Below are 25,726 nucleotides of genomic sequence, written 5' to 3'. Positions count from 1 at the left end.
AAGGCGCGAACGGGCGGAAATAGGTTAAGGACCATTCACCATCATGGTTGAACTTGAAATAGACGGCAAGAAGGTCGAGGTGCCCGAAGGCAGCATGGTGATCCAGGCTGCGCACAAGGCGGACAAGTACATTCCTCACTTCTGCTATCACAAGAAACTGTCGGTTGCGGCCAACTGCCGGATGTGTCTCGTCGAAGTCGAGAAGATGCCGAAGGCCGTGCCTGCCTGCGCGACCCCCGTGTCGGCCGGCATGATCGTCCATACGCAATCCGACAAGGCTGTGAAGGCGCAGCAGTCGGTGATGGAATTCCTCCTCATCAACCACCCGCTCGACTGCCCGATCTGCGATCAGGGCGGCGAATGCCAGCTGCAGGATCTGGCGGTTGGCTACGGCAAGTCGTCGTCGCGTTACGCGGAAGAGAAGCGCGTGGTCTTCCACAAGAACGTGGGCCCGCTGATCTCGATGGAAGAAATGTCGCGCTGCATCCACTGCACGCGCTGCGTCCGCTTCGGCCAGGAAATCGCCGGCGTGATGGAGTTCGGCATGCTGGGCCGCGGCGAGCACTCGGAAATCACGACGTTCGTCGGCAAGACGGTCGATTCCGAAATGTCGGGCAACATGATCGACCTGTGCCCGGTCGGCGCGCTGACCAGCAAGCCGTTCCGCTACAGCGCCCGTACGTGGGAACTGTCGCGCCGCAAGTCGGTGAGCCCGCACGATTCCGTCGGCGCGAACCTCGTCGTTCAAGTGAAGAACAATCGCGTGATGCGCGTGCTGCCGTTCGAGAACGAAGCCATCAACGAATGCTGGATCTCGGACAAGGATCGCTTCTCGTATGAAGGCCTCAACAGCGAAGAGCGCCTGACGAAGCCGATGCTGAAGCAGGGCGGCCAGTGGATCGAGACCGACTGGCAGACCGCACTCGAATACGTCGCGAAGGGCCTGAAGGGCATCGCCGCGGATCACGGCGCGAACGCGCTGGCGATGCTCGCGAGCGCGCACAGCACGGCTGAAGAGCTGTTCCTCGTGAAGCAGCTCGCCAACGAACTGAAGACGCCGAACGTCGACTTCCGTCTGCGTCAGCAGGATTTCTCGGCGCCGGTTCAGGGCGCACCGTGGCTCGGCATGCCGATCGCCGACCTGTCGAACGTGGATGCCGCGTTCGTCGTCGGTTCGTTCCTGCGCCGCGATCACCCGCTGTTCGCCGCCCGCCTGCGTCAGGCCGCGAAGAACGGCGCGAAGCTGCACTTCCTGCACGCGACCGGTGACGACGCCCTGATCCCGACCGCGCAGCGCATCGTTGCCGCACCGTCGGCATGGCTCGACCAGCTGGCCGGCATCGCTGCGGCCGTCGCGCAACTGCGCGGCGTCGCACTGCCCGACACGCTCGCGGGCGTCACGGCATCGCCGGCCGCGCAGGCTGTCGCCCAGTCGCTCGCGAACGGCGAACGCCGCGCGGTGCTGCTCGGCAACGTCGCGGTTCGCCATCCGGAATTCGCGAAGCTGCACGCCGTTGCCAAGTGGATCGCCGACAACACCGGCGCCACGTTCGGCTTCCTGACGGAAGCGTCGAACACGGTCGGCGCGCACGTCGTCGGCACACTGCCGGGCGAAGGCGGCCTGAACGCGCGCGAAGCGTTCGAGCAGCCGCGCAAGGGGTACGTGCTGCTGAACGTCGAGCCGGAATTCGACACCGCCGATCCGGCGCAGGCGCTTGCCGCGCTGAACCAGGCCGAGATGGTCGTCGTGATGTCGCCGTTCAAGCACGGCCTCGACTACGCCGACGTGCTGCTGCCGGTTGCGCCGTTCACGGAAACGGCCGGTACATACGTGAATGCGGAAGGCACCGTGCAGAGTTTCAACGGCGTCGTGCGCCCGCTCGGCGACACGCGTCCGGGCTGGAAGGTGCTGCGCGTGCTCGGCAGCCTGCTCGGCCTGCCGAACTTCGAATACGAGACCGCGGAAGAAGTGCGTCTCGCCGCGCTCGGCGACGCCGGCGTCGCGAGCCGCCTGTCGAACCAGACGTCGGTCGCGCCGGGGCGCGTCGCGGCGAATGCCGCGAACGGCGGCTTCGAGCGCCTGGCCGATGTGCCGATCTATCACGCCGACGCACTCGTGCGCCGCGCAGGGGCACTGCACCTGACGGCCGCCGCGAAGGCGGCGAATGCCGCAGCGCTGCCGGCCGCGCTGTTCGACAAGCTGGGCTTGGAGGAAGGCGACGCGGTGCGCGTGCGCCAGGGCGAGCGTGCGGTGCAGTTGCCGGCCGTGCGCGACGCGAATCTTGCGGAGACCGTCGTTCGCGTGTCGGCGGCGACGCCTGCCGGCGCAGCGCTCGGCAGCCTGTCCGGTGAACTGGTGGTGGAGAAGGCGTAAATGAGCTTGTTCGATACGATCAACGCGGGCGGGTCCCAGCTTCTCGGCTTCGCATGGCCGACGGTGTGGGCAATCGTGCGCATCCTCGTCGTCTCCGTCGTCATCCTGCTGTGCGTCGCGTACCTGATTCTGTGGGAACGCAAGCTGATCGGCTGGATGCACGTGCGTCTCGGCCCGAACCGCGTCGGCCCCGGCGGCTTGCTGCAGCCGATCGCCGACGTGCTGAAGCTGCTGCTGAAGGAAGTCATTCAGCCGAGCGCCGCCAGCCGCTGGCTGTACCTGATCGCGCCGGTGATGACCGTCGTGCCGGCGTTCGCCGTGTGGGCCGTGATCCCGTTCCAGGCTGAAGCGGTCCTCGCGAACGTGAACGCGGGCCTGCTGTACGCGATGGCGATCTCGTCGATCGGCGTGTACGCGGTGATTCTCGCCGGCTGGGCATCGAACTCGAAGTACGCGTTCCTCGGCGCGATGCGCGCCGCGGCACAGATGGTGTCGTACGAAATCTCGATGGGCTTCGCGCTGGTGCTGGTGCTGATGACGGCCGGCAGCCTGAACCTGTCGGAAATCGTCGGTTCGCAGCAGCACGGCTTCTTCGCGGGCCACGGCGTGAACTTCCTGTCGTGGAACTGGCTGCCGCTGCTGCCGGCGTTCGTCGTGTACTTCATCTCGGGCATCGCCGAAACGAACCGCCACCCGTTCGACGTGGTGGAAGGGGAGTCGGAAATCGTTGCCGGTCACATGATCGATTACTCGGGCATGGCGTTCGCGCTGTTCTTCCTCGCCGAGTACATCAACATGATCGTGATCTCGGCGCTGACCGCGACGCTGTTCCTCGGCGGCTGGGATGCACCGTTCGAATTCCTGTCGTTCATTCCGGGCATCTTCTGGCTGGTGCTGAAGATATTCGCGCTGCTGTCGGTGTTCATCTGGGTTCGCGCGACGTTCCCGCGTTTCCGTTACGACCAGATCATGCGCTTGGGCTGGAAGGTGTTCCTGCCCGTCACGGTGGTCTGGGTGGTCGTGGTCGGCTTCTGGATGATGTCGCCGCTCAACATCTGGGTGAAGTAATCGGACGAAATCATGAGCGCAATCCAACACTTCTTTAAGACCTTCTTCCTGACCGAGCTGCTGCAGGGGCTCGCGCTGACCGGCCGTTACACGTTCAAGCGCAAGGTCACCGTGCAGTTCCCGGAAGAAAAGACGCCGATTTCGCCGCGTTTCCGCGGGCTGCACGCACTGCGCCGCTACGAAAACGGCGAAGAGCGCTGCATCGCGTGCAAGCTGTGCGAGGCCGTGTGCCCCGCGATGGCGATCACGATCGAATCGGAAACGCGCGCGGACAACACGCGCCGCACGACGCGCTACGACATCGACCTGACGAAGTGCATCTTCTGCGGTTTCTGCGAAGAGAGCTGCCCGGTCGATTCGATCGTCGAGACGCAGATTCTCGAGTACCACGGCGAAAAGCGCGGCGACCTGTATTTCACGAAGGAAATGCTGCTCGCGGTGGGCGATCGCTACGAGAAGGACATCGCCGCGGCGAAGGCTGCCGACGCGCCGTATCGTTGATTGTGTTTGCAGTGCCGGCCCGAAGCCAGGGCCGAGCCGCCGCGACGGGTGCGGCACGCGAGAGCGTCCCGCAAGCCGCGCCTGACTATGGCCTAACGATGAACCGGTAATCATGGAATTCACGACCGTACTGTTCTACATCTTCGCGCTGCTCCTGGTGGTATCAGGGCTGAAGGTGATCACTTCGCGCAACCCGGTGGCGTCTGCGCTTTTCCTTGTGCTGGCGTTCTTCAACGCCGCCGCGATCTGGATGCTGCTGGAAGCGGAGTTCCTCGCGATCCTGCTGGTGCTGGTCTACGTGGGCGCGGTGATGGTGCTGTTCCTGTTCGTCGTGATGATGCTGGACATCAACATCGACTACCTGCGCCGCGACTTCAAGCGCTTCGTCCCGATGGCGACCGTGGTCGGCGCGATCATCGTGATCGAAACCGCGCTGATCCTGTGGCGCGGCTACGGCGACACGCAGACGGTGCATGCGATGGCGACGGGCGAGATGGCCAACTGGTCGAACACGCGCCTGATCGGCAAGGTGATCTACACCGACTACATCTTCGCGTTTGAAATCGCCGGCCTCGTGCTGCTGGTCGCGATCATTGCCGCGATCGGGCTGACCGAGCGCAAGGGCAAGGACAGCAAGCGCCAGCGCGTGTCGGATCAGGTCAAGGTGCGCCGCAACGATCGCGTGCGCCTCGTGAAGATGGACGCGGAAAAGCCGCAGCCGGAAACGGCGCAGAGCGAAGCCGGTTCGGGCACCAACGGCTAAGCGGAGGAAAAGAAAACATGCTGACTCTTGCTCATTACCTCGTGCTCGGCGCGATCCTCTTTGCGATCGCGATCGTCGGGATCTTCCTGAACCGCCGCAACGTCATCATCATCCTGATGTCGATCGAACTGATGCTGCTGGCGGTGAACACCAACTTCGTCGCGTTTTCGCATTACCTCGGCGACGTGCACGGCCAGATCTTCGTGTTCTTCGTGCTGACCGTCGCCGCAGCGGAAGCCGCGATCGGCCTCGCGATTCTGGTGACCCTGTTCCGTAAGCTCGACACGATCAATGTCGAGGATCTCGATCAGCTCAAAGGTTAATTTCAGGCAACGCTGTTATGTCAACGACACTCAATGAAAACCTGCTGCTGGCGATTCCGCTCGCTCCGCTGGCCGGCTCGCTGATTGCGGGGCTGTTCGGGAACGCAGTCGGGCGCAAGGGCGCACACCGGATCACGATCCTCGGCGTAATGATCGCGTTCCTCCTGTCGGCGAAAGTCTTCTTCGACGTGATGGGCGGCGCAAGCTTCAACGCGACCGTCTACGAATGGATGAACGTCGGCTCGCTGAAGCTCGAAGTCGGCTTCCTCGTCGATTCGCTGACCGCGATGATGATGGTCGTCGTGACCTTCGTCTCGCTGATGGTGCACGTGTACACGATCGGCTACATGGCGGAAGAAGACGGCTACCAGCGCTTCTTCTCGTACATCTCGCTGTTCACGTTCTCGATGCTGATGCTCGTGATGAGCAACAACTTCCTGCAGCTGTTCTTCGGCTGGGAAGCGGTGGGTCTGGTGTCGTACCTGCTGATCGGCTTCTACTTCACGCGTGAGAGCGCGATCTACGCGAACATGAAGGCGTTCCTCGTGAACCGCGTGGGCGACTTCGGCTTCCTGCTCGGCATCGGCCTGCTGCTCGCATTCGCCGGCTCGATGAACTACGGCGAAGTGTTCGCGAAGCGCGCGGAACTCGCGAGCCTGCACTTCCCGGGCACCGACTGGGGCCTGCTGACCGTTGCCTGTATCTGCCTGTTCATCGGCGCGATGGGTAAGTCGGCACAGTTCCCGCTGCACGTGTGGCTACCGGACTCGATGGAAGGCCCGACGCCGATCTCCGCGCTGATTCACGCGGCGACGATGGTGACCGCCGGCATCTTCATGGTGTCGCGCATGTCGCCGCTGTTCGAGCTGTCGGATACCGCGCTGTCGTTCATCACGGTGATCGGCGCGATCACGGCGCTCTTCATGGGCTTCCTCGGCATCGTCCAGAACGACATCAAGCGCGTGGTCGCGTACTCGACGCTGTCGCAGCTCGGCTACATGACCGTCGCGCTCGGCGTGTCCGCTTACCCGGTCGCCGTGTTCCACCTGATGACGCACGCGTTCTTCAAGGCGCTGCTGTTCCTCGGCGCAGGCTCGGTCATCATGGGCATGCACCACGACCAGGACATGCGCAACATGGGCGGCCTGCGCAAGTACATGCCGATCACGTGGATCACGTCGCTCGTCGGTTCGCTCGCGCTGATCGGCACGCCGTTCTTCTCGGGCTTCTACTCGAAGGACTCGATCATCGACGCGGTGAAGCTGTCGCACCTGCCGGGTTCGGGCTTCGCGTACTTCGCGGTCGTCGCGAGCGTGTTCGTCACGGCGCTGTACTCGTTCCGCATGTACTTCCTGGTGTTCCACGGCGAAGAGCGCTTCCGCAAGCCGAAGCATCCGGAATCGCCGATGGGCATGGCGGCTGCGCACGGCCACGACGACCACGGCCATGGCCACGGTCATGACGACCACGCGCACGAACCGCACGAGACCCCGTGGGTCGTGTGGGTGCCGCTGGTCCTGCTGGCGATCCCGTCGGTCATCATCGGCGCGTTCGCGATCAGCCCGATGCTGTTCGGCGACTTCTTCCAGCACGGCGTTGCATTCGACAAGGTGATCTTCATCGGCGAAAACCATCCGGCCCTGGCCGAGATGGCCGAGGAGTTCCACGGCTGGGTGGGCATGGGCCTGCACTCGGTGTCGGGCCTGCCGGTCTGGCTCGCGCTCGCCGGTGTCGTTGTCGCGTGGTTCCTGTACCTGAAGCGTCCGGAACTGCCGGCGTCGATCCGCCGCGCGTTCGGCCCGATCTACACGCTGCTGGACAACAAGTACTACATGGACAAGATCAACGAAGTGGTGTTCGCCCGTGGTTCGGTGGCGATCGGCCGCGGCCTGTGGAAGGAAGGTGACGTCGTGGTGATCGACGGCCTCGTCAACGGCAGCGCCCGGTTCATCGGCTGGTTCGCCGGCGTGATCCGCTTCCTCCAATCCGGTTACATCTATCACTACGCGTTCGCCATGATCATCGGCATGCTGGGGCTCCTGACCCTGTTTGTAACGCTCGGCGGCAAATAAGGCGGGGGACAACTTAATGCACGCTTTTCCGATTCTCAGTACCGCGATCTGGCTGCCGATCGTTTTCGGCCTCCTCGTGCTTGCGGTGGGTAACGACAAAAATCCGGGGACGGCCCGCTGGATCGCGCTGATCGGTTCGCTGCTCGGCCTGGCGGTCACGATCCCGCTGATCACGGGCTTCGACTCGAACACGGCTGCGCTGCAGTTCGTCGAGAAGTCGACCTGGATCGAACGCTTCGACATCGCGTATCACCTCGGCGTCGACGGCATCTCGATGTGGTTCGTCGTGCTGACCGCGCTGATCACGGTGATCGTCGTGATCGCCGCATGGGAAGTGATCACCGAGAACGTCGCGCAGTACCTCGCGGCGTTCCTGATCCTGTCCGGGATCATGATCGGCGTCTTCTCGGCGGCCGATGGCCTGCTGTTCTACGTGTTCTTCGAAGCGACCCTGATCCCGATGTACATCATCATCGGCGTGTGGGGTGGCCCGAACCGCGTGTATGCGGCATTCAAATTCTTCCTGTACACGCTGGCCGGCTCGTTGCTGATGCTGGTCGCGCTGATCTACCTGTACACGGAAACGCATTCGTTCGACCTCGCGACGTGGCAGAACGCCAAGATCGCGATGACGCCGCAGATACTGTTGTTCATTGCGTTCTTCCTCGCGTTCGCGGTGAAGGTGCCGATGTGGCCGGTCCACACCTGGCTGCCGGACGCGCACGTGGAAGCGCCGACGGGCGGCTCGGTCGTGCTGGCAGCGATCATGCTGAAGCTCGGCGCATACGGTTTCCTGCGTTTCTCGCTGCCGATCACGCCTGACGCGAGCCACTTCCTGGCGCCCGTCGTGATCACGCTGTCGCTGATCGCGGTGATCTACATCGGCCTCGTCGCGATGGTGCAGGCCGACATGAAGAAGCTGGTCGCGTATTCGTCGATCGCACACATGGGCTTCGTCACGCTCGGCTTCTTCATCTTCAACCAGCTCGGCGTCGAAGGCGCGATCATCCAGATGATCTCGCACGGCTTCGTGTCGGGCGCGATGTTCCTCTGTATCGGTGTGCTGTACGACCGCGTGCACTCGCGCCAGATCGCCGATTACGGTGGCGTCGTCAACGTGATGCCGAAGTTCGCGGCCTTCGCGATGCTGTTCTCGATGGCCAACTGCGGCCTGCCGGGTACGTCGGGTTTCGTCGGCGAGTTCATGGTGATTCTCGCGGCCGTCCAGTACAACTTCTGGATCGCATTCGGCGCGGCATTCACGCTGATCCTCGGTGCTGCCTACACGCTGTGGATGTACAAGCGCGTGTACTTCGGCGCGGTGGCGAACGATCACGTTGCCAAGCTGAAGGACATCGGCCGTCGCGAATTCCTGATGCTGGCCGTGCTCGCCGCGTTCACGCTGCTGATGGGCCTGTATCCGAAGCCTTTCACCGACGTGATGCACGTTTCCGTGGAAAACCTCCTCTCCCACGTCGCGCAGTCGAAGCTGCCGCTGGCCCAGTAATCGCGAGCGGAGGAACTCAAGATCATGCAAAACGCCCCTATGAATGTCCTGTTGCCTGACGCGCTGGTGCTGGCCGCCATCGTCGTCGCATGGCTGAACGACACCTTTACCGGCGCCTCCGGCCGCCGCCTGACTTATCTGATCGCGGTCGTCTCGTCGGTCGTCGCCGGCGTGTGGTTCGCGGTGCAGGCACTCGACCCGCAGCAGTACTACTTCTTTTCGAAGATGGTCGTCGTCGACTCGTTCGCGAGCATGATGAAGGCTGTCGTGTCGTTCGGTTTCGCGGTCTCGCTCGTCTATTCGCGCAAGTACCTCGAAGATCGCGACATGTTCCGCGGCGACGTGTTCCTGCTCGGCATGTTCTCGCTGCTCGGTCAGCTGGTCATGGTGTCGGGCAACAACTTCCTGACGCTGTACCTCGGTCTCGAACTGATGTCGCTGTCGCTGTACGCCGTCATCGCGCTGCGCCGCGATGCCGCGCAGTCGAGCGAAGCCGCGATGAAGTACTACGTGCTGGGCGCGCTCGCATCGGGCTTCGTGCTGTACGGCATCTCGATGCTGTACGGTGCGACCGGCTCGCTCGAGCTGGGCGAGGTGTACAAGGCGGTCGGCGGCAACACCGACGCAGCCGTGCTGATGTTCGGCGTGGTCTTCATCGTCGCCGGTATCGCGTTCAAGCTCGGCGCCGTGCCGTTCCACATGTGGGTGCCGGACGTCTACCAGGGCGCACCGACCGCGATGACGCTGTTCGTCGGCGGCGGCCCGAAGGTTGCCGCGTTCGCGTGGGGCCTGCGCTTCCTGGTGATGGGCCTGCTGCCGCTCGCACAGAACTGGCAGACCGCGCTCGTGATCCTGGCCGCGCTGTCGCTGATCGTCGGCAACATCACGGGTATCGTCCAGCGCAACATCAAGCGGATGCTCGCGTACTCGGCGATCTCGAACATGGGCTTCGTGCTGCTCGGCCTGCTCGCGGGCATCGTGAAGGGCGACGCGACGGCACCGGCGAATGCATACAGCTCGGCGATGTTCTACGCGATCGTCTACCTGATCACGACGCTCGGCTCGTTCGGCGTGGTGATGCTGCTCGCACGCCGCGATTTCGAAGCCGAAACGATCGACGACTTCAAGGGCCTCAACAAGCGCAGCCCGGTGTTCGCGTTCGTGATGATGGTCATGATGTTCTCGCTGGCCGGTATTCCGCCGACCGTCGGCTTCTACGCGAAGCTCGCCGTGCTCGAGGCGACCGTCAACGCGGGCCTCACGTGGCTGGCCGTGCTGGCCGTGATCACGTCGCTGTTCGGTGCGTTCTACTACCTGCGCATCGTGAAGCTGATGTACTTCGATGCACCGCAGGATACGACGCCGATCTCGGGCGATTTCTGCAAGCGCACGATCCTCGTGCTGAACGGCCTCGCGGTCGTCGCGCTCGGCCTGATCCCGAGCCCGCTGCTGACGGCCTGCCTGCAGGCAATTCGTCACACGCTGCCGCTGTAATGTCGGCAGCCGGCTGGTTTATCGTGCTGTTGGCGCTCGTCTGCGCCAACCTGCCGTTCCTGAACCAACGCCTCTTCGCCGTCGTGCCGTTCGGCACGGCGAAGAAGAGCGGGTGGGTGCGGATCGGCGAGCTGATCGTGCTGTACTTCATCGTTGGCGCGCTCGGCTTCTGGCTCGAGTCGCGCGCCGGCAACCGCTTCGAACAGGGCTGGCAGTTCTACGCGATCACGTTCAGTCTCTTCATCGTGTTCGCGTTTCCCGGCTTCACGTTCCAGTATCTCGTCAAACGACGCTGACGGCTCCGGCCGTCCGTCGCGCTCAATTTTGGAGCCGCCGATGGCCGAACTACCCAATCACGACGCCGCACTGACCGAAACCTGCCTCGAAAGCGAGGCGATCTTCGACGGCGCGTTCCTCAAGCTCAAGCGCGATACCGTCCGTCTGCCGGATGGCAAGAAAGCCACGCGCGAATACGTCCAGCATCCGGGTGCGGTGATGGTGATCCCGCTGTTCGACGACGGCCGCGTGCTGATGGAAAGCCAGTATCGCTACCCGATCGGCAAGGTGATGGCCGAATTCCCGGCCGGCAAGCTCGATCCGAACGAAGGCGCGCTCGCATGCGCGGTGCGCGAACTGCGCGAGGAAACCGGCTACACGGCACGCGAGTACGTGTTCCTGGCCCGGATTCATCCGATCATTTCCTATTCGACCGAATTCATCGACCTGTACCTGGCGCGCGGGCTGACGGCCGGCGAACGCAAGCTCGATGAAGGCGAATTCCTCGAGACCTTCATTGCGACGCAGGCCGACCTTCAGGAATGGGTGCGCACGGGCCAGATCTCCGACGTGAAGACGATCATCGGCACGATGTGGCTCGACAAGGTGCTGTCCGGGACGTGGCCGCTCGGGCCGGTCCTGACGCCCTGAGCGCAGCGTCAGCGGCGGGTGGGGCGCCGCGTTACAATCCGGTGACGCGGCGCCACGCCGTCGCGCGATCGATATTTAGCACGACCGTTCACAAAACCGCTTTTTGCGCTACACTCGCCACACGCCCTGATTCAGCATGAAGGTCCTCGATTTACAGTGCCCGCACGGTCATCGGTTCGAAGGCTGGTTCGCTTCCGCCGATGAATTCGAAGCGCAGTTGTCCCGCAAGCTGGTCGAATGTCCGGTGTGCGGAACGACCGAGGTCAACCGTCTGCCGTCGGCGCCGCGCCTGAACCTGTCGGGCGCGACGCAGGCCCAGCCGGTCGATTCGCGTGCACTGCAGGCGCAGGTAATGCGTGCGCTGCGCGAGGTGCTGGAGAAAACCGAGAATGTGGGCGAGCGCTTCGCCGAGGAAGCGCGGCGCATCCATTACAACGAGGCGCCGGCACGCAGCATTCGTGGCGTCACGACGCCTGAAGATGCGCAATCCTTGGCCGAAGAAGGCATCGACGTGATGCCGCTGCCGATTCCTGCCGCGCTCAAAGAACCGCTGCAATGACATTGCAGTGAGTCCTTGCCGGGCCGGACGGCTGCGGACAGCCTTGCATGGGACCGGACTAACCGCTGAAGCGCTAACTCCGGTCGACAGGAGACACTGCGCATGGATCTGGATTATTCCCCCTCGGACGACGCGTTCCGCGTCGACGTTCGCGCCTGGCTCGAGGCCAACCTGCCTCACGCACTGCGCGCCAAAGTACTCGATCACAAACGACTCGATCGCGAGGATTTCGCGAGCTGGCACCGGATTCTCGGTCAGCGAGGCTGGTCTGCGCCCGCGTGGCCGGTCGAATATGGCGGCCCGGGCTGGAACGCGACGCAACGACACATCTGGGAAGAGGAGTGCGCGCGGATCGGTGCGCCGACCGTGCTGCCGTTCGGCGTATCGATGGTCGCGCCGGTGCTGATGAAATACGGCAGCGAAGCGCAGAAGCGTCATTATCTGCCGCGCATTCTCGATGGCACCGACTGGTGGTGCCAGGGCTACTCGGAGCCGGGTTCGGGGTCCGATCTCGCCTCGTTGCGCACGCGCGCGGAGCGCCAGGGCGACCACTACGTCGTCAATGGACAGAAGACCTGGACGACGCTCGGCCAGTACGCCGACATGATGTTCTGCCTCGTGCGCACCGATCCGGCCGCGAAGAAACAGGAGGGCATCTCGTTCCTGCTGATCGACATGAAGACGCCCGGCATCACGGTGCGCCCAATCGTCATGCTCGACGAGGACCACGAGGTCAACGAGGTGTTCTTCGAGGACGTGAAGGTACCGGTCGAGAATCTCGTCGGCGACGAGAACCGCGGCTGGACCTACGCGAAATACCTGCTTGGCCATGAGCGCACCGGCATCGCGCGCGTCGGCGGGTCGAAGCGCGAGCTCGCGTTCCTGAAGCGTGTGGCGTCGAACCAGCGCAAGAACGGCAAGCCGTTGCTCGCCGATCCCGTGTTCGCCGCGAAGGTCGCGGCGCTCGAGGTCGAGCTGATGGCGCTGGAGGTGACGGTGCTGCGCGTCGTCAGCCGCGAGACGAGCGGCAAGGGGCCCGGCCCCGAGGCGTCGATGCTGAAGATCAAGGGCACGGAAGTGCAGCAGGCGCTCACCGAGCTGATGGTCGACGCGATCGGCCCGCTCGCCGCACCGTTCGACGTACCGTTCCTCGACGGCCAGCGCGAGCACAGCATCGCGGGCGACGACGATGCGGCACCGCTTGCCGCGTACTACTTCAATTATCGGAAGACGTCGATCTACGGCGGCTCGAACGAGATCCAGAAGAACATCATCGCGCAGATGATTCTGGGGCTGTGATCAGGGAACGGAGACAACCATGGATTTCAGCTTTACCGATGAGCAGCAGCAGTTTGCCGACGCGCTGCGCCGTTATCTCGGCGAGCAATACGGCTTCGAAGCGCGCCAGGCAATCGTGCGCAGCGATGCGGGTGTGTCGGACGCGCAATGGAGCGCGTTCGCCGAACTGGGGTTGACCGCGCTGCCCGTGCCGGACGCGCAGGGTGGCTTCGGCGGCGGCCCGGTCGACATGCTGGTCGTGATGCAGGAACTCGGCCGTGCGCTCGTGATCGAGCCGTACTGGGCAACGGCGGTGGGCATCGAGGCCTTGCGCATTGCCGGCTCCGGCGCGGGTGAGGATGCGGCGCTGCTGGAAGCCGTCGCGCAGGGGCAGAAGCGTGTGGCAGTCGCGTTCCACGAACCGCATGCGCGCTACGACCTGTTCGAACTCGACACGCATGCGCGCGAGCAGGGCGGCACGTACCGGCTGACCGGCACGAAGTCGGTCGTTCAGCATGGCGCACAGGCGGATGCGTGGATCGTGCCCGCACGCGTCGACGGTGGCGGCGTCGGCCTCTTCGTCGTCGAACGGGATGCCGCGAACGCGAAGGTGGTCGACTACCGGACGATCGACGGCCAGCGTGCCGCGACGATCGAGTTCAATGAAACGCCGGCGCGACTGCTGACGGGCGGTGCGCGCGACGCGGCGGCCCTCGAGCAGGTGGCCGATTACGCGACGTTCCTGCTGTGCGCGGAAGCGGTCGGCGTGCTCGACGAACTGAATCGCGCGACGGTCGAATACACGAGGACGCGCGAACAGTTCGGCGTGCCGATCGCGCGTTTCCAGGCGCTGCAGCACCGGATGGTCGACATGCTGATCCATGCCGAGCAGGCGCGTTCGCTGACCTACCTGGCAGCCGTACGCTACGCGAGCGGCGATGCCGATGCGCGGCGCAAGGCCGTGTCGGCCGCGAAAGCGCGTGTCGGCGCCGCCGCGCGCTTCGTCGGCCAGCAGGCCGTCCAGCTGCACGGCGGCATGGGCGTGACCAACGAGGTCGCCGCCGCACACTTGTTCAAGCGGCTGACGATCATCGAGACGACGCTTGGCGACACCGATCATCATCTTGCCCGCATCGCGGCGCTGCCCGATTTCGCGCAGACCGACGCAGCATGACGGCGACGCGCGAGCGCACCAGACAAGGAGACACCGAGTGGGCATCAGTTACGAAGACCTGGTGGTCGGCAGTACCACCGAAGTGGGCCGCTACACGTTCGAACCGGACGACATCAAGGCGTTCGCACAACGCTATGACCCGCAGCCGTTCCACCTCGACGAAGAAGCGGGAAAAGCATCGCATTTCGGCGGGCTCGTCGCGAGCGGCTGGCATACGTGTTCGGTGTTCATGAGCCTGCTCATCAAGAAGCTCGGGTCGGACTCGACGAGCATGGGCTCGCCGGGCATCGATTCGATCCGCTGGCTCAAGCCGGTGCGCGCCGGCGACACGATCACGATGTATCAGAAGGTCCACGACAAACGCGTGTCGGAGAGCAAGCCCGATCGCGGCATCGTGTCGACGGAATGGGTCGGCGTGAACGGCGCCGGCGAGACGGTGATCACCGTGCATACCAAGGTGATCTTCGGGCTGCGCCATCCGGGAGGCACGCAGGCATGACCGACGTGACCTTGCCGCTGATCGCATCGGCGCAGGCGCTGCAGGCGCGAGTCGGCGCGGAGCCGCTCGCGAGCGGCTGGATCGCGATCGACCAGCGTCGTGTCGATGGCTTTGCCGATGCGACCGGCGATCATCAATGGATTCACGTCGATCCCGAACGCGCGCGGCGCGAGTCGCCATTCGGCGGCCCGATCGCGCACGGGTTCCTGACGCTGTCGCTGATTCCGGCGTTGATGGCCGATGCGATGCGTTTCGAGCAGAAGATGGGGGTGAACTACGGACTGAACCGCGTGCGGTTCCTGAAGCCGGTGCCGGTCGGTGCGCGTGTGCGTGCGCTGTTTGCGGTAAAGGAAACCGCCGAGGCTGCGCGGGACGGTGTGCAGGTGACGTGGTCGGTGACGATGCAGGTCGAGCGTCCCGATGTGCCGCTGCCCGTCTGCGCGGCGGAATTCATCACGCTGCATTACTTCTGAAGCGGTGAGCGGCATGCACGGATGCCGCTCCGCCCGTCACATGCGTGTCAGTGCTTCGCGTATTGCGTCGCACCGAACAGCACCTCGCGTGCCTTGTCGTCCTGCAGCGCCTTGCGCATCGACGCGAGCACTTCGACACCGCGTTGCACGGCCGGTCGCGCGGCGATCGCGTCGTGCCAGCGTTTCACGTTCGGCAATTCGTCGAGCACGATGCCCTGGTTCTGCCACGAGCGCGTCCACGGGAACGTCGCAATGTCTGCGATCGTATACGCGTCGCCCGCGAGATATTCGGATTCGCCGAGGCGCTTGTCCATCACGTTGTACAGGCGCTTTGCCTCGTTCGTGTAGCGGTTGACCGCATACTCGATCTTCTCCGGCGCATACAGGCGGAAGTGGTGCGCCTGTCCGAGCATCGGGCCGACGCCGCCCATCTGGAACATCAGCCATTCGAGCGTCGCGTAGCGTGCGGCCGGATCGGTCGGCAGGAACTTGCCGGTCTTCTCCGCGAGGTAGATCAGGATCGCACCCGATTCGAACAGCGAGATCGGCTGGCCGCCGGGGCCGTCCGGATCGACGATCGCGGGGATCTTGTTGTTCGGGCTGATCTTCAGAAACTCCGGCTTGAACTGGTCGCCCGCGCCGATATCGACCGGATGGGCACGATAAGCGAGGCCCGTTTCCTCGAGCATGATGTGCACCTTGTGGCCGTTCGGGGTCGCCCAGCTATAGACGTCGATCATCGTGAACTCCTATGTTGCATGCGCGAAAACGGCGCCGGCAGCGCCGCGACAGGCGGTCATTAGAGCATGGATCGATGCGGGCTGCTGGCGACGGGAACGTGCGTGCCGATGCGTGTGCTTGCGTGTTGCACTACATGGCGCCGGGGCGATTGCGTATCGTCCCGAGTCGTCGAGATGGCGGCGTCGCCGTGCCGCATCGGGTCGATGCGGTGGCGACAGGTCAGTTCGAAAGCGGGCGCGACCGCTCAGCGCTTGTAGCGGGGCGGCCGTTTCTCGAGAAATGCGGTGATGCCTTCGAGCCCGTCCGCATGATGCAGCGATGTGACGAAATGATCGCGCTCCGTGGCGAGATGCGCGTCGAGCGGTTGCGCCGTCGCGTCGTCGAGCAGCGACTTGATGCGCGTGAGTGCGTTCGGCGAGATGCCGGCGAGCGCGTCGGCCCATGCCACGGCATCGGTCAGTGCCGCGCCGGGCACGGCGAGCCGGTTGACGACGCCGAGCGCGTGCAGACGTTCGGCCGCAACAGGCTTGCCTTCGAACAGGATCTCGGCCGCGATCGCACGCGGCAGCGCGCGGGCGATGAACCACGAACCGCCTCCATCGGGCGTCAGGCCGACGCGCGCGTACGACATCACGAACTTCGCATCGTGCGCGGCGACGACCAGGTCGCACGCGAGCGCGAGCGAGAAGCCCGCGCCGGCCGCGGCGCCTTCCACCGCTGCGATCACCGGCTTCGTCGAAGCGTGGATCGCCGTTACCCATGCGGCGAGCTGATCGATGCTGTCGGCCTGGTAGGACGGATCCTTCGAGCGGTTGTCGAGCAGCCGGTTCAGATTGCCGCCCGCGCAGAAGAAGCGATCGGCGCCGGTGAGCACGACCGCGCGAATCCCGGGATCCCGTTCGGCGGTGGCGAGCGCTTCGATGCCGGCCGCGTACATGTCGGGATGCAGCGCATTGCGCGCGCCGGGGTTGGATAGCGTGAGGACGAGCGTCGATTCGCTCTCGGGCGGACGCGAGGCCAGCAGTTCAGCACTCATGCGAGCGTGTCTCCATCGGATGGCAGGGCTGCGGCAGCGGACACATAGCGCGTGCTGATGCGGGCGATGTCGCAGCAGAGGTATTGTTGTCGTGACGGACGCGAAACTTGCTTTAGACTAGCACGAACGTGCTTTTCAGCACGATGAATCCCGATGCGGCCGACACCGATGCGGCCGCGCTTCAGCAAGGAAGGAGACTCCGATGCTACAGCTGTGCGGTATTCCGTTGTCCAACTATTACAACAAGGTGAAGTTCGTCCTGCTCGAGCACGACATTCCGTTCGAGGAGTCGGTTTGCGGATTGCCGGTCAGCGATCCGGCACAGCTCGCCGATTCGCCGCTCGGCAAGATTCCCTTTCTGAAGACCGAAGAAGGCGCGCTGTTCGAGTCGCAGGTGATCATCGAGTACCTGGCGGCGCGCTATCCCGAAAAAGGCATTTTCCCGGCGAGCCCGTTCGCGGCCGCGAAGGTGCGCGAACTCATCGAGACGCTCGAACTGTATCTCGAATGGATGGCGCGCGAGGTCTACACCGAAGCGTTTTTCGGCGGCAAGGTTAGCGACGGGATGAAGGCACACGTCGAGAAGCGCCTGCCGCGCGCGATTGATGCATTCAAGCAGATGACGCGGTTTTCGCCGTATGTGCTCGGCGAGTCGTTCGGCCTCGCGGACATCGCCGCGTGGGTCCATCTGCCGGTCATCGGCATGGCGACGAAAGCCGTATTCGGGCGCGATTTCCTGCTCGATGCGGGCATCGACTGGAAGGCGCATGCCAAGAAGGTGGGCGAGCGCCCTGCCGCGCAGCGCGTGGCGGCCGAGCGCAAGGCGTATATCGACGCGACGAGCGCCGCGCGTTCGTAAGCGCGGTTCCCGCAGGGCGGCGTGCGACCGCCCGTGCGGGCCTTACAGGCGGGCGAGCCGTTCGAGCGCGGACGCGAGCGTGCTTTCCTGCTTCGCGAAGCAGAATCGGACGACGCCCGATTCGTGCGACTCGTGATAGAACGCCGACACCGGAATGGCGGCCACGCCGATCTCCGACGTGAGCCACTTCGAGAATTCCGCTTCCGGCAGGTCACTGATCGCCGAATAATCGACGCACTGGAAGTACGTGCCCGTGCAGGGCAGCAACTTGAAGCGGGTGCGCTCGAGGCCGGCCCGGAAGAAGTCGCGCTTCTTCTGGTAGAAGTCGGCAAGCGTCAGGTACGGCGCCGGGTCGCGCAGGTAGTCGGCGAGCCCGATCTGCATCGGCGTGTTCACCGTGAACACGTTGAACTGGTGGATCTTGCGGAATTCCGCGGTCAGCGCGGCAGGCGCCGCGACATAGCCGACCTTCCAGCCCGTCACGTGATAGGTCTTGCCGAAGCTCGACACGATGAAGCTGCGCGCGGCGAGTTCCGGATAGCGCGCGACGCTCTCGTGGCGCGCGCCGTCGTAGACCATGTGCTCGTAGACCTCGTCGGACAGGATCAGCACGTTGGTGCCGCGCACGATCTCCTCGAGCTTGCGCATGTCCGACTCGCGCCACACGGTACCCGTCGGGTTATGTGGCGTGTTGATCAGGATCATGCGCGTTTTCGGCGTGATCGCGGCCGCCAGACGGTCGAACGGGATCGTGTAGTCGGGCGCCTCCAGCGTGACGAACACGGGCTTGCCGCCCGCGAGTTCGATCGACGGCAGGTAGCTGTCGTAGGTCGGTTCGACGACGATCACTTCATCACCCGGATGCACCGTGCACATGATCGCGGTCAGCAACGCCTGCGTCGCGCCGGCCGTCACGGTGATTTCGGTCGCCGGATCGTAACGCCGGCCGTAGACCTGTGCGATCTTGTCCGCGATCGCGTCGCGTAGCGGCGCGACACCGGCCATCGGCGGATACTGGTTGTGCCCGTTGCGCATCGCGGCGGCAACCGCATCGACGATGCGCGGATCGCAGTCGAAATCCGGAAAGCCCTGGCCGAGGTTCACCGCGCCTTTTTCTGCGGCAAGCGCGCTCATGACCGTGAAGATCGTCGTGCCGACGTTCGGCAGGCGCGAGGGGAAAACGGGAGTCGTTGGCATGTCTGAAGGAGCGTTCATCGATACGGTCGAAATCGGGTGGTGCGGCGTAGGTCAGGCCGGCGTGGTCGTCGTGTCCGGCGCGGCGTCGAGCGAGCAGGCCTCGGTAAATGGCGCGGGCTGCGCGATCCGGAAGCCGAAGTCGCGTGCGGTGCGCTTCGCGAGCTTCAGCAGCGCGCGGTCTTTCGACACGAGCCACTCGGCCTGGGCGGCGCGGGCGAGTTCGAGAAACTTCTGGTCATCGCGGTCCTTGCACTTCGGCAGCGGCGGCGCGTCGGCGTCGACGGGCGGCGGCTCGACGAGGCTCGCGAGCCGTGCGACGGTCGCGAGTGCGGCCGCCTTGTCGATGGCGCGAGACCGAAACTGCGGATAGTCGAGCACGTATTCGAGCTCGGTCAGGCAGCGGCCGTCGATCACGGCGGCAAGCGCGCCGCGTTCCAGCGCGGCCCGGATCGGGCGCGTAGCGGGGTCGTCGAATACGAGGATGTCGATCCAGACGTTCGAGTCGAGCACGACGCGATGCGCGGCGTGCGGGGCGAGAGAGCGGGTCATTCGTTACAATCGGTGGTTTTCGTCTGACCGCAAGGCACGGCGTGCCAGCGAGCCTCTATGATAATCGTTCTCTCTCCAGCCAAATCCCTCGACTACGATACGCCCGCGCACGTCCAGTCTTACACGAAGCCTGCATTCGTCGACGACGCGTCCGAGCTGATCGACGGCCTGCGCAAGCTGTCGCCGCAGGACATCGCAACGCTGATGGATATCTCCGATCCGCTCGCGCGCCTGAATTTCCAGCGCTATGCCGACTGGTCGTCGACCTTTACGCCGGCCAACGCGAAGCAGGCCGTGCTCGCGTTCAACGGCGACGTCTATGAAGGTTTCGACGCGAAATCGCTGTCGTCCGCCGATCTCGACTATGCGCAGCAGCACGTGCGCGTGCTGTCGGGCCTGTACGGGCTGCTCCGTCCGCTCGACCTGCTGCAGCCATACCGGCTCGAGATGGGCACACGCTTCGCGAACGCGCGCGGCAAGGATCTGTACGCGTTCTGGGGCGACCGCATCACGCGGGCGCTGAACGAACAGCTCGAGACGCGCAGCGGCACGGCGCGCGTGCTGGTCAACTGCGCGTCGACCGAATACTTCAAGTCGGTCAAGCCGAAACTGCTGGCCGCACCGGTCATCACGCCGGTGTTCGAGGACTGGAAGGGCGGCCGCTACAAGATCATCAGCTTCCATGCGAAGCGTGCGCGCGGCCTGATGGCGCGTTTTATCGTCGAAAACCGTATTACCGACCCGAAGGCGTTGAAGGATTTCGCGACGGAAGGCTATGCGTTCGATGCGGCCGCGTCGAACGATTCGACTTACGTATATCGCCGGCGAGTCGGCGAGTGACCCTGCCGGCCGTTCACGAGACGGCCGGCGCATGCATGAGGCCGGGCAAGCGCTACACCGCCTGTTCCGGTCGCCCCAGGAGAGACAGATGGCCCTTTCGATCACCAGCAATTTCGACGCAGGCGCAATCGACGTCGTGTCGTGCGACAGTCCCGATGCGATTCGGCTGCGCGTGCGCGGCGACACCCGCTCGGAATTCGCGCAATGGTTTTACTACCGCTTGACGGGCGCGCGCGGCGAGCGCTGCGTGATGACGTTCGAGAATGCTGCCGAATGCGCGTATCCGTCGGGCTGGCGCAATTACAGCGCGGTGGCGAGCTATGACCGGGTCGACTGGTTCCGCGTGCCGACGACGTTCGACGGCAAGACGATGACCATCGACCATACGCCGGAATTCGACAGCATCTACTACGCGTATTTCGAGCCATACTCGGAAGAGCGTCACGCGGCGTTTCTCGGCGCGGTCCAGCAGTTGCCGCAGGCGAGCGTCGTCGAACTCGGCCGCACGGTTGAAGGTCGCCCGATGTCGCTGCTGACGCTCGGTACGCCGGAATCCGGCGGCGCGCCGAAGAAGAAGGTATGGATCATCGCGCGCCAGCATCCCGGCGAGTCGATGGCCGAATGGTTCGTCGAAGGTCTCGTCAAGCGGCTGGCCGGATGGGGCGACTGGGCCGGCGATCCGGTCGCGCGCAAGCTGTACGATCGTGCGACGTTCTATATCGTCCCGAACATGAACCCGGACGGCAGCGTGCATGGCAACCTGCGCACCAATGCCGCAGGCGCGAACCTGAACCGCGAGTGGATGGCGCCCGATGCCGAGCGCAGTCCCGAGGTGCTGGCTGTGCGCGATGCAATCCATGCGATTGGCTGCGACATGTTCTTCGACATCCACGGCGACGAGGATCTGCCGTATGTGTTCGTTGCCGGGTCCGAGATGCTGCCGAGCTTTACCGAGCAGCAGGGCAAGGAGCAGACCGCGTTCATCGAAGCGTTCAAGGTCGCGAGCCCGGACTTCCAGACTGAACACGGCTATGCCGCGAGCAAGTACAAGGAGGACGCGCTCAAGCTCGCATCGAAGTACATCGGCCATCAGTTCGGCTGTCTGTCGCTGACGCTCGAGATGCCGTTCAAGGACAACGCGAACCTGCCCGACGAACGCGTCGGCTGGAACGGCGAGCGAAGCGCGGCGCTCGGCGCGGCGATGCTGGCGGCGATCCTGGTGCACGTCGACACGTTCGCGTAAGCGTAGCGTCGCCGTATGAAAAAGCCGGGGCATCTCAGGATGCCCCGGCTTTTTTACTTCTGTGGATGTCGTTTCGGCGGATCAGGACTTCTTCGCGGTCTTCTTCACGACTTTTTTCTGGCCGCTCGACTTTTTCGTTGCGACGGCCTTCTTGCTGCCGGTACGACCCGATGCCTTTGCCTTGCCCTTGCCTCGGTGCGACTTGCCCTTGAATTTCTTCGTCGAGGATGAGGAGCGCTCGACGCGCGGCTTAAGCGGCGGAACCGGGTCGTTCCAGCTGAACGCGAGCATTTGCTGACCGACATAGCCGCATCGGAATTTCAGCGGCGTCGGGTCGCTGCCGTCGCTGTGGATGCCGAGGCCGTCGACCGTGACGATATTGTCGACTTTCACGCGCTGCTTGCCCTGGTCGAACGAGTCGTTCCATGGCGTGATCGTCGCGTTGCCGCTGTCGAATGCGTTCGGCGCGAAGTCCACGCGGTCGAAGGCCGACGACGTGCTGGCGATGAAGCTGCCGTGCGCTGCACAATCGGCGGCGAGCGGATCGGCATGCATTTCGTTGACGAATTTGTTGATCAGTTCGGAGCGCTGGTCGAGCAGATCGGCGAATGCCGGTGTCGGAAGCGCAAGCGACAGGCCCGCAATGCAGGCTGCCAGCTTGCCGAGCGCCCGGAAAATCCGGAGCGACGCAGGAGAGCTGTCCATCTGGTTATTGGTGAGGAGCGAATGAGACATCGGGCACGTATAGATGCCCGATGAAGAACCGGAGTTCAATCTTAGCGTAAAAAAGTTGTGCGGCAGTAGATGTCGCATTCTGCCGTACTGAGCGAGGGAGTGCCGGCGCGTGATGACGGCGCCGCCGCCGGAGGACAATTCAGGCGCGCGGGCCGCCGAGACGATAGCGCCGGACGTCGAAGGTCGTGACCCACGTGGGACGATAGACAGCGATGAGTGCGGTCGCCATGCCGGTGAACCACGCTTCGCCGAGTGCGAGCAGCGCGGTGTTCAGCAGATAGCCGGCAGGAATCACGACGGGAACGCCATCCGCGAGCGCGAGCTGAACCCCGGCTGCGGCAGCGGCGACCGCGATGATCGCGATGGCGGGCGACAGGAATCCCTGGCCGGTAATGAACGACGCGAGATTGTGCGGCAACCATGCGAGTGCGGCGCGCTGCAGCAATGCCGACACGGCGACCGGCAGCGCGCCGTAGATCAGATAGGTCAGGCCAATGCCCTGCCAGGGCGCATCGAAGATGATCGCGGCGACCGCCGTGACGGCGCCCATCGCGATCAGTGCGAGTGTCCAGTCGAACAGCGTGACGAGCAGCGTCGCGCCAAGCAGATGCATGACGATGCCATCGTCGAGCCACGCATTCGAGGCCCAGAGGACCGCAATGGCGGTGACGAGCGCGAGCCATACGTGCTGGAGCGTGGCGTCCTGCAGGCGCACGAAGGGACGATTCCAGATCGCGAGCGCGAGCAGAGCCGCGGCGGCGATCCAGCCACCGACGCCAACCCAGAGCGGAAGCGGTGTGAAAAGAAAACCCATGCGTCCATATTACTCGTTGAGCATCAAAGGTGGGAATCCGCACACACCGACCGTCGCAATATCGAGACTGTTTGGCTAGCGTTCGCGCCGGAACCGCGCCGGCGGCTCGGCGGCGATCGGCAGGTCCTGCGCGCTATCGATCGAGGCCGGCAACGGGTACGGGCGTTCACTCCGTTGCGTACGCAGCGGAACTGGGCCCTGTTCGCCGATGGGCGGCTTGCGCGCACGACTGCGGTTCGCCAACAGCACCTCGAGGTGGGGCGACAGCCACCCGTTGTAGATTGCGACCGCGGCGGCCCGGTTGGCGGCACCAAGCTGCTGGAAGATGCTGGCGAGGTGGATCTTGACGGTGCCTTCGCTGATGCCGAGTGTGCGAGCGATCATCTTGTTGGTGCTGCCCATGTGGACGAAGCGCATGATCTGCGCTTGCCGCGGCGACAGGAGGCCGCTCGGCGGCCGCCGGGGGAGCGACCCGGCGAGCGTCTGGAAATGGGCATCGTAGCGCGCCGCAGCAGTGGAAGGCAGCAGGCGGAGCGCGATCGGCGGAATGTAGTGTCCGCCCAGCAGCACGATCTCGAGCGCACGCACGATCAGGTGTGGCCGCGTGGAATGTGGGATCACGCCGGCGACACCGTAGTTGAAGAAGCGCTGGATGGCCTCCGGCGATGTTTCGTCGACGAGGACGGCGACAGGTGTCGGCGAGCACGCGCTGCAGAGCGCCTGAAGCTCGCTGAGCCGGCCGACGTCGAGCCAGTCGATCGCGACCAGGTCGAAACGCTGGTTGCGCAGCAGCCTGCGCGCCTGAAAACTGTCGGGCACATCGTTGATGCCGGCGTGACGGTCGATCTGTCGCAACAGGGCCTTCAGTCCGTCACGCCGCTCGGCGTCTGAATTGAGCATCAGGAACCGCATATTCAACCTCCGTAATGTGAGCCATTGATCTGCCGTCTGGCATGCCTTGGGTCTGATGATGACAAAGACCTTACACGATGTCTGCTTGGCTGAAAGGCTTAGGAAAAGTATGAAATTTCGGGCGGCGGGAGGACAGACAAGTAAAAAGCCGCTCCGGCGGGAACCGTGAGCGGCTTCAGGTGGGCAGGCCGTTGGGCCTGTTGTGCTGCGGATTAGTGGAAGTGCGGCTGGGCGGGGGACGCGTCTTCCGGCATTTCGGCGTGGACGATTTCACCGAGCGGATCTGCGTAGAGCGGCACGCCGCAGTCATCGCAATATTCGGGTTCGAAGCGGCCCGCGTGCCGCCGGACGTCGGTTACGCCGCATTCCTTCAGCAGACTTACGATTTCCTCGACCGGGCCTTCGATCGGCGCTTCGCCTTCGAGCGTCGCACTGTCGATCGACATATCGCCGTTTTCACGGCCGTAGAGCGGCCATACGACGCCGTAGATTACGTCGTTGTTCGCACGCCGCGTGAAGCCGACACGGTACTCGTCGATACGGCGTTCGCCGAAGCCGGCGACCACCGCGCGCAGCTCTTGCGGTGCCGCACCAAGTGTGTCGAATAGATAACGAATGGCCGTTCGGACCGTATGTGGACGGATACGTTCGTCCGCATCTCGGCAGGCCGAATAGTACGCGTCCGGAAGTAGGCATTCGAATTCGCAGCCGGGCAGCGCGATCGACAGGTTCGGGCCGCCTTGGGCCGTCCATTGCTCGAGGCACTGGCCGCGTTCGATCCGGCTGCCGTTTTCTTCTTCCTGCCAGCGGAACAGCGGTGCGCCGGCGGGGGCCGCGACGACGGCGAGCAGGAAGCGCGGGTCGGCCAGGATCGGCGAGGTTTCCGGCAGGTCGCCGAAGCTGAGCTTGGGCGTGTGCTGGCTGATCGCCCCATGTGCGAGCTGCTGGGCGAGCCGGTAGGTCTCGACGTGGTGCCGCGGCAACTGGTCGATACTGTAGAGGAACGGGGCAAGCCCGACGAGGGTACCGTTCGCAAGGACGTGCGCCTGCAGGTGCGTTCGAAGTGCGTCGGCAACGTCGCCCTTGAGCGGGCCCGATGGAATCATGTAGCGCGTCCATGCGAGAACCGGGACGGCGACCAGCAGCGCATCGAACGGTTGGCCGTCGTGCTCGATCACCATCGACTCGCTGTGCGTCTCGGCCATGTCGGCGAGCGCGCCGTAGGCGTCGGGATGATTCTGCTGCAGATGGTCGAGCGCTGCGTCGAGCGTGGTCTGGTTGCCGTTGCGGACAATCTTGGAGAGCAGCGCATCGAGCTTCGCTTCCCAGAAGCGGTCCTCGATGCGGCTGCCCGAGGCGAAGAGCGCAAGCGACAGGCCGACCAGTTTGTCGGCATCGGGGGGGAGGCGTTTGGCGATTCGCTGGCGCATATTAAAGACGTATATAGAAAGAGGCGAAGAGCCTCACATTCTAGTCCGTTCTTTGCACCATAAGCGGTCTCGTGCCGACACATGGCCGGCTGGCCAAATCGCAGCGTTTGTAAAAAAGTTGCTTCAAACCCCTTGCGCGAATGTCGCGAGCTACCTACAATCACGCCTCTTTCGCGCTAACGGAAACGCAGCGCGGGAGAGGGAAGCAGGGTTGGCGGTGTGCTGGAGTCTGGAGCGCGCAACTGGCCTGGAAGTTGAGCCCCGCAGTCGCAACGATGTAGTGTAAAAAGTTGTTGACGAGCTGCGAAACACGGTTCATAATCTCGCTTCTCTGCTGCTGAAAACGCAGCGCTGCTGA

Annotated in this window: 27 protein-coding genes; 18 read left to right on the top strand and 9 right to left on the bottom strand. The window is 64.1% G+C overall.

The annotated features are described in order from the left end of the window. The first annotated feature begins 43 nt into the window (after positions 1 to 43). The 15 genes from nuoG (at position 44) to LGM56_RS25075 (ending at position 15,012) form a co-directional block, all read left to right on the top strand. Complete coding sequence (gene nuoG / locus LGM56_RS25145) at positions 44 to 2,374, top strand: NADH-quinone oxidoreductase subunit NuoG (protein ID WP_226207068.1); 2,331 nt, start codon at positions 44 to 46, stop codon at positions 2,372 to 2,374. Continuing rightward, positions 2,375 to 3,442: an NADH-quinone oxidoreductase subunit NuoH gene (gene nuoH / locus LGM56_RS25140; RefSeq protein ID WP_011352696.1), complete on the top strand. Its 1,068-nt coding sequence runs from the start codon at positions 2,375 to 2,377 to the stop codon at positions 3,440 to 3,442. A gap of 12 nt (positions 3,443 to 3,454) precedes the next feature. Further along, a complete protein-coding gene (nuoI, locus tag LGM56_RS25135) occupies positions 3,455 to 3,943 on the top strand; it encodes an NADH-quinone oxidoreductase subunit NuoI (RefSeq protein ID WP_011352695.1) in 489 nt (162 codons plus the stop codon). A gap of 112 nt (positions 3,944 to 4,055) precedes the next feature. Then, the gene (locus LGM56_RS25130; protein WP_089425978.1) at positions 4,056 to 4,706 is read left to right on the top strand and encodes an NADH-quinone oxidoreductase subunit J; all 651 of its coding nucleotides are present in this window, start codon (positions 4,056 to 4,058) and stop codon (positions 4,704 to 4,706) included. Between the two features lie 17 nt (positions 4,707 to 4,723). Next, on the top strand, positions 4,724 to 5,029 hold the full coding sequence (gene nuoK / locus LGM56_RS25125; protein ID WP_006478272.1) for an NADH-quinone oxidoreductase subunit NuoK: 306 nt from the start codon (positions 4,724 to 4,726) through the stop codon (positions 5,027 to 5,029). Positions 5,030 to 5,046: 17 nt separating this feature from the next. Continuing rightward, a complete protein-coding gene (gene nuoL, locus LGM56_RS25120) occupies positions 5,047 to 7,101 on the top strand; it encodes an NADH-quinone oxidoreductase subunit L (protein WP_011352693.1) in 2,055 nt (684 codons plus the stop codon). A gap of 16 nt (positions 7,102 to 7,117) precedes the next feature. Continuing rightward, a complete protein-coding gene (locus LGM56_RS25115) occupies positions 7,118 to 8,608 on the top strand; it encodes an NADH-quinone oxidoreductase subunit M (RefSeq protein WP_226207067.1) in 1,491 nt (496 codons plus the stop codon). A 39-nt stretch (positions 8,609 to 8,647) separates the two neighbouring features. Next, positions 8,648 to 10,102, top strand: a complete 1,455-nt coding sequence (gene nuoN / locus LGM56_RS25110; RefSeq protein ID WP_039370611.1) for an NADH-quinone oxidoreductase subunit NuoN — start codon at positions 8,648 to 8,650, stop codon at positions 10,100 to 10,102. Continuing rightward, positions 10,102 to 10,398: a DUF2818 family protein gene (locus LGM56_RS25105; RefSeq protein ID WP_011352690.1), complete on the top strand. Its 297-nt coding sequence runs from the start codon at positions 10,102 to 10,104 to the stop codon at positions 10,396 to 10,398. The genes nuoN and LGM56_RS25105 overlap by 1 nt, the downstream gene beginning before the upstream one ends. A 40-nt stretch (positions 10,399 to 10,438) precedes the next feature. Beyond that, positions 10,439 to 11,029 carry an NUDIX domain-containing protein gene (locus LGM56_RS25100; protein ID WP_089495327.1) on the top strand — a complete coding sequence of 197 codons (591 nt, stop codon included), beginning with the start codon at positions 10,439 to 10,441 and terminating at the stop codon, positions 11,027 to 11,029. Between the two features lie 136 nt (positions 11,030 to 11,165). Beyond that, complete coding sequence (locus tag LGM56_RS25095; RefSeq protein WP_046544753.1) at positions 11,166 to 11,588, top strand: DUF1178 family protein; 423 nt, start codon at positions 11,166 to 11,168, stop codon at positions 11,586 to 11,588. Positions 11,589 to 11,690: 102 nt separating this feature from the next. After that, positions 11,691 to 12,887, top strand: coding sequence for an acyl-CoA dehydrogenase family protein (locus tag LGM56_RS25090; protein WP_089495326.1), 1,197 nt, complete (start codon positions 11,691 to 11,693; stop codon positions 12,885 to 12,887). 19 nt (positions 12,888 to 12,906) lie between these two features. Then, on the top strand, positions 12,907 to 14,040 hold the full coding sequence (locus tag LGM56_RS25085; RefSeq protein ID WP_226207066.1) for an acyl-CoA dehydrogenase family protein: 1,134 nt from the start codon (positions 12,907 to 12,909) through the stop codon (positions 14,038 to 14,040). 37 nt (positions 14,041 to 14,077) lie between these two features. Next, a complete protein-coding gene (locus LGM56_RS25080; RefSeq protein WP_089425972.1) occupies positions 14,078 to 14,539 on the top strand; it encodes a MaoC family dehydratase in 462 nt (153 codons plus the stop codon). Next, positions 14,536 to 15,012, top strand: a complete 477-nt coding sequence (locus LGM56_RS25075; RefSeq protein ID WP_039370625.1) for a MaoC family dehydratase — start codon at positions 14,536 to 14,538, stop codon at positions 15,010 to 15,012. The genes LGM56_RS25080 and LGM56_RS25075 overlap by 4 nt, the downstream gene beginning before the upstream one ends. A 47-nt stretch (positions 15,013 to 15,059) precedes the next feature. Here the strand turns inward: LGM56_RS25075 and LGM56_RS25070 are convergent, their stop codons facing one another. Beyond that, entirely contained in the window at positions 15,060 to 15,752 is a 693-nt protein-coding gene (locus LGM56_RS25070) for a glutathione binding-like protein (protein ID WP_089495324.1), read from the bottom strand. Positions 15,753 to 15,997: 245 nt separating this feature from the next. Next, positions 15,998 to 16,789, bottom strand: coding sequence for an oxepin-CoA hydrolase, alternative type (locus LGM56_RS25065; protein WP_226207065.1), 792 nt, complete (start codon positions 16,787 to 16,789; stop codon positions 15,998 to 16,000). A gap of 202 nt (positions 16,790 to 16,991) precedes the next feature. On the opposite strand from LGM56_RS25065, the gene LGM56_RS25060 reads away from it, so the two are divergent. After that, positions 16,992 to 17,648 (top strand): glutathione S-transferase, encoded by a 657-nt coding sequence (locus LGM56_RS25060; RefSeq protein WP_226207064.1) that lies wholly within the window; start codon positions 16,992 to 16,994, stop codon positions 17,646 to 17,648. Positions 17,649 to 17,690: 42 nt separating this feature from the next. Here the strand turns inward: LGM56_RS25060 and LGM56_RS25055 are convergent, their stop codons facing one another. Both LGM56_RS25055 and LGM56_RS25050 read right to left on the bottom strand, forming a co-directional pair. After that, positions 17,691 to 18,863 carry a pyridoxal phosphate-dependent aminotransferase gene (locus LGM56_RS25055; protein WP_226207063.1) on the bottom strand — a complete coding sequence of 391 codons (1,173 nt, stop codon included), beginning with the start codon at positions 18,861 to 18,863 and terminating at the stop codon, positions 17,691 to 17,693. A gap of 33 nt (positions 18,864 to 18,896) precedes the next feature. Then, a complete protein-coding gene (locus tag LGM56_RS25050) occupies positions 18,897 to 19,394 on the bottom strand; it encodes a putative toxin-antitoxin system toxin component, PIN family (RefSeq protein WP_089495320.1) in 498 nt (165 codons plus the stop codon). Positions 19,395 to 19,451: 57 nt separating this feature from the next. On the opposite strand from LGM56_RS25050, the gene yaaA reads away from it, so the two are divergent. Both yaaA and LGM56_RS25040 read left to right on the top strand, forming a co-directional pair. After that, on the top strand, positions 19,452 to 20,234 hold the full coding sequence (gene yaaA / locus LGM56_RS25045) for a peroxide stress protein YaaA (protein ID WP_089495319.1): 783 nt from the start codon (positions 19,452 to 19,454) through the stop codon (positions 20,232 to 20,234). Between the two features lie 88 nt (positions 20,235 to 20,322). Further along, positions 20,323 to 21,477, top strand: a complete 1,155-nt coding sequence (locus LGM56_RS25040) for a M14-type cytosolic carboxypeptidase (RefSeq protein WP_089495318.1) — start codon at positions 20,323 to 20,325, stop codon at positions 21,475 to 21,477. An 81-nt stretch (positions 21,478 to 21,558) separates the two neighbouring features. Here LGM56_RS25040 and LGM56_RS25035 read toward each other — a convergent pair whose 3' ends face one another. The 5 genes from LGM56_RS25035 to LGM56_RS25015 all read right to left on the bottom strand — a co-directional run. Further along, positions 21,559 to 22,212 (bottom strand): BspC domain-containing protein, encoded by a 654-nt coding sequence (locus LGM56_RS25035; protein WP_041492904.1) that lies wholly within the window; start codon positions 22,210 to 22,212, stop codon positions 21,559 to 21,561. Between the two features lie 139 nt (positions 22,213 to 22,351). Beyond that, positions 22,352 to 23,026, bottom strand: coding sequence for an energy-coupling factor ABC transporter permease (locus LGM56_RS25030; protein ID WP_089495317.1), 675 nt, complete (start codon positions 23,024 to 23,026; stop codon positions 22,352 to 22,354). A 75-nt stretch (positions 23,027 to 23,101) separates the two neighbouring features. Then, positions 23,102 to 23,938: a response regulator transcription factor gene (locus tag LGM56_RS25025; protein WP_089495316.1), complete on the bottom strand. Its 837-nt coding sequence runs from the start codon at positions 23,936 to 23,938 to the stop codon at positions 23,102 to 23,104. A 212-nt stretch (positions 23,939 to 24,150) separates the two neighbouring features. Then, complete coding sequence (locus tag LGM56_RS25020; RefSeq protein WP_089495315.1) at positions 24,151 to 25,368, bottom strand: DUF2863 family protein; 1,218 nt, start codon at positions 25,366 to 25,368, stop codon at positions 24,151 to 24,153. Positions 25,369 to 25,528: 160 nt separating this feature from the next. Continuing rightward, positions 25,529 to 25,726: hypothetical protein (locus tag LGM56_RS25015; RefSeq protein WP_226207062.1), on the bottom strand; the 198-nt coding region annotated here is incomplete at its 5' end.

The organism is Burkholderia sp. AU38729, assembly GCF_020419725.1.
In the GTDB taxonomy this organism is placed as follows: domain Bacteria; phylum Pseudomonadota; class Gammaproteobacteria; order Burkholderiales; family Burkholderiaceae; genus Burkholderia.
Note: the sequence above shows the minus strand (reverse complement) of the source record. Positions and strands in the feature narration are given on the sequence as shown.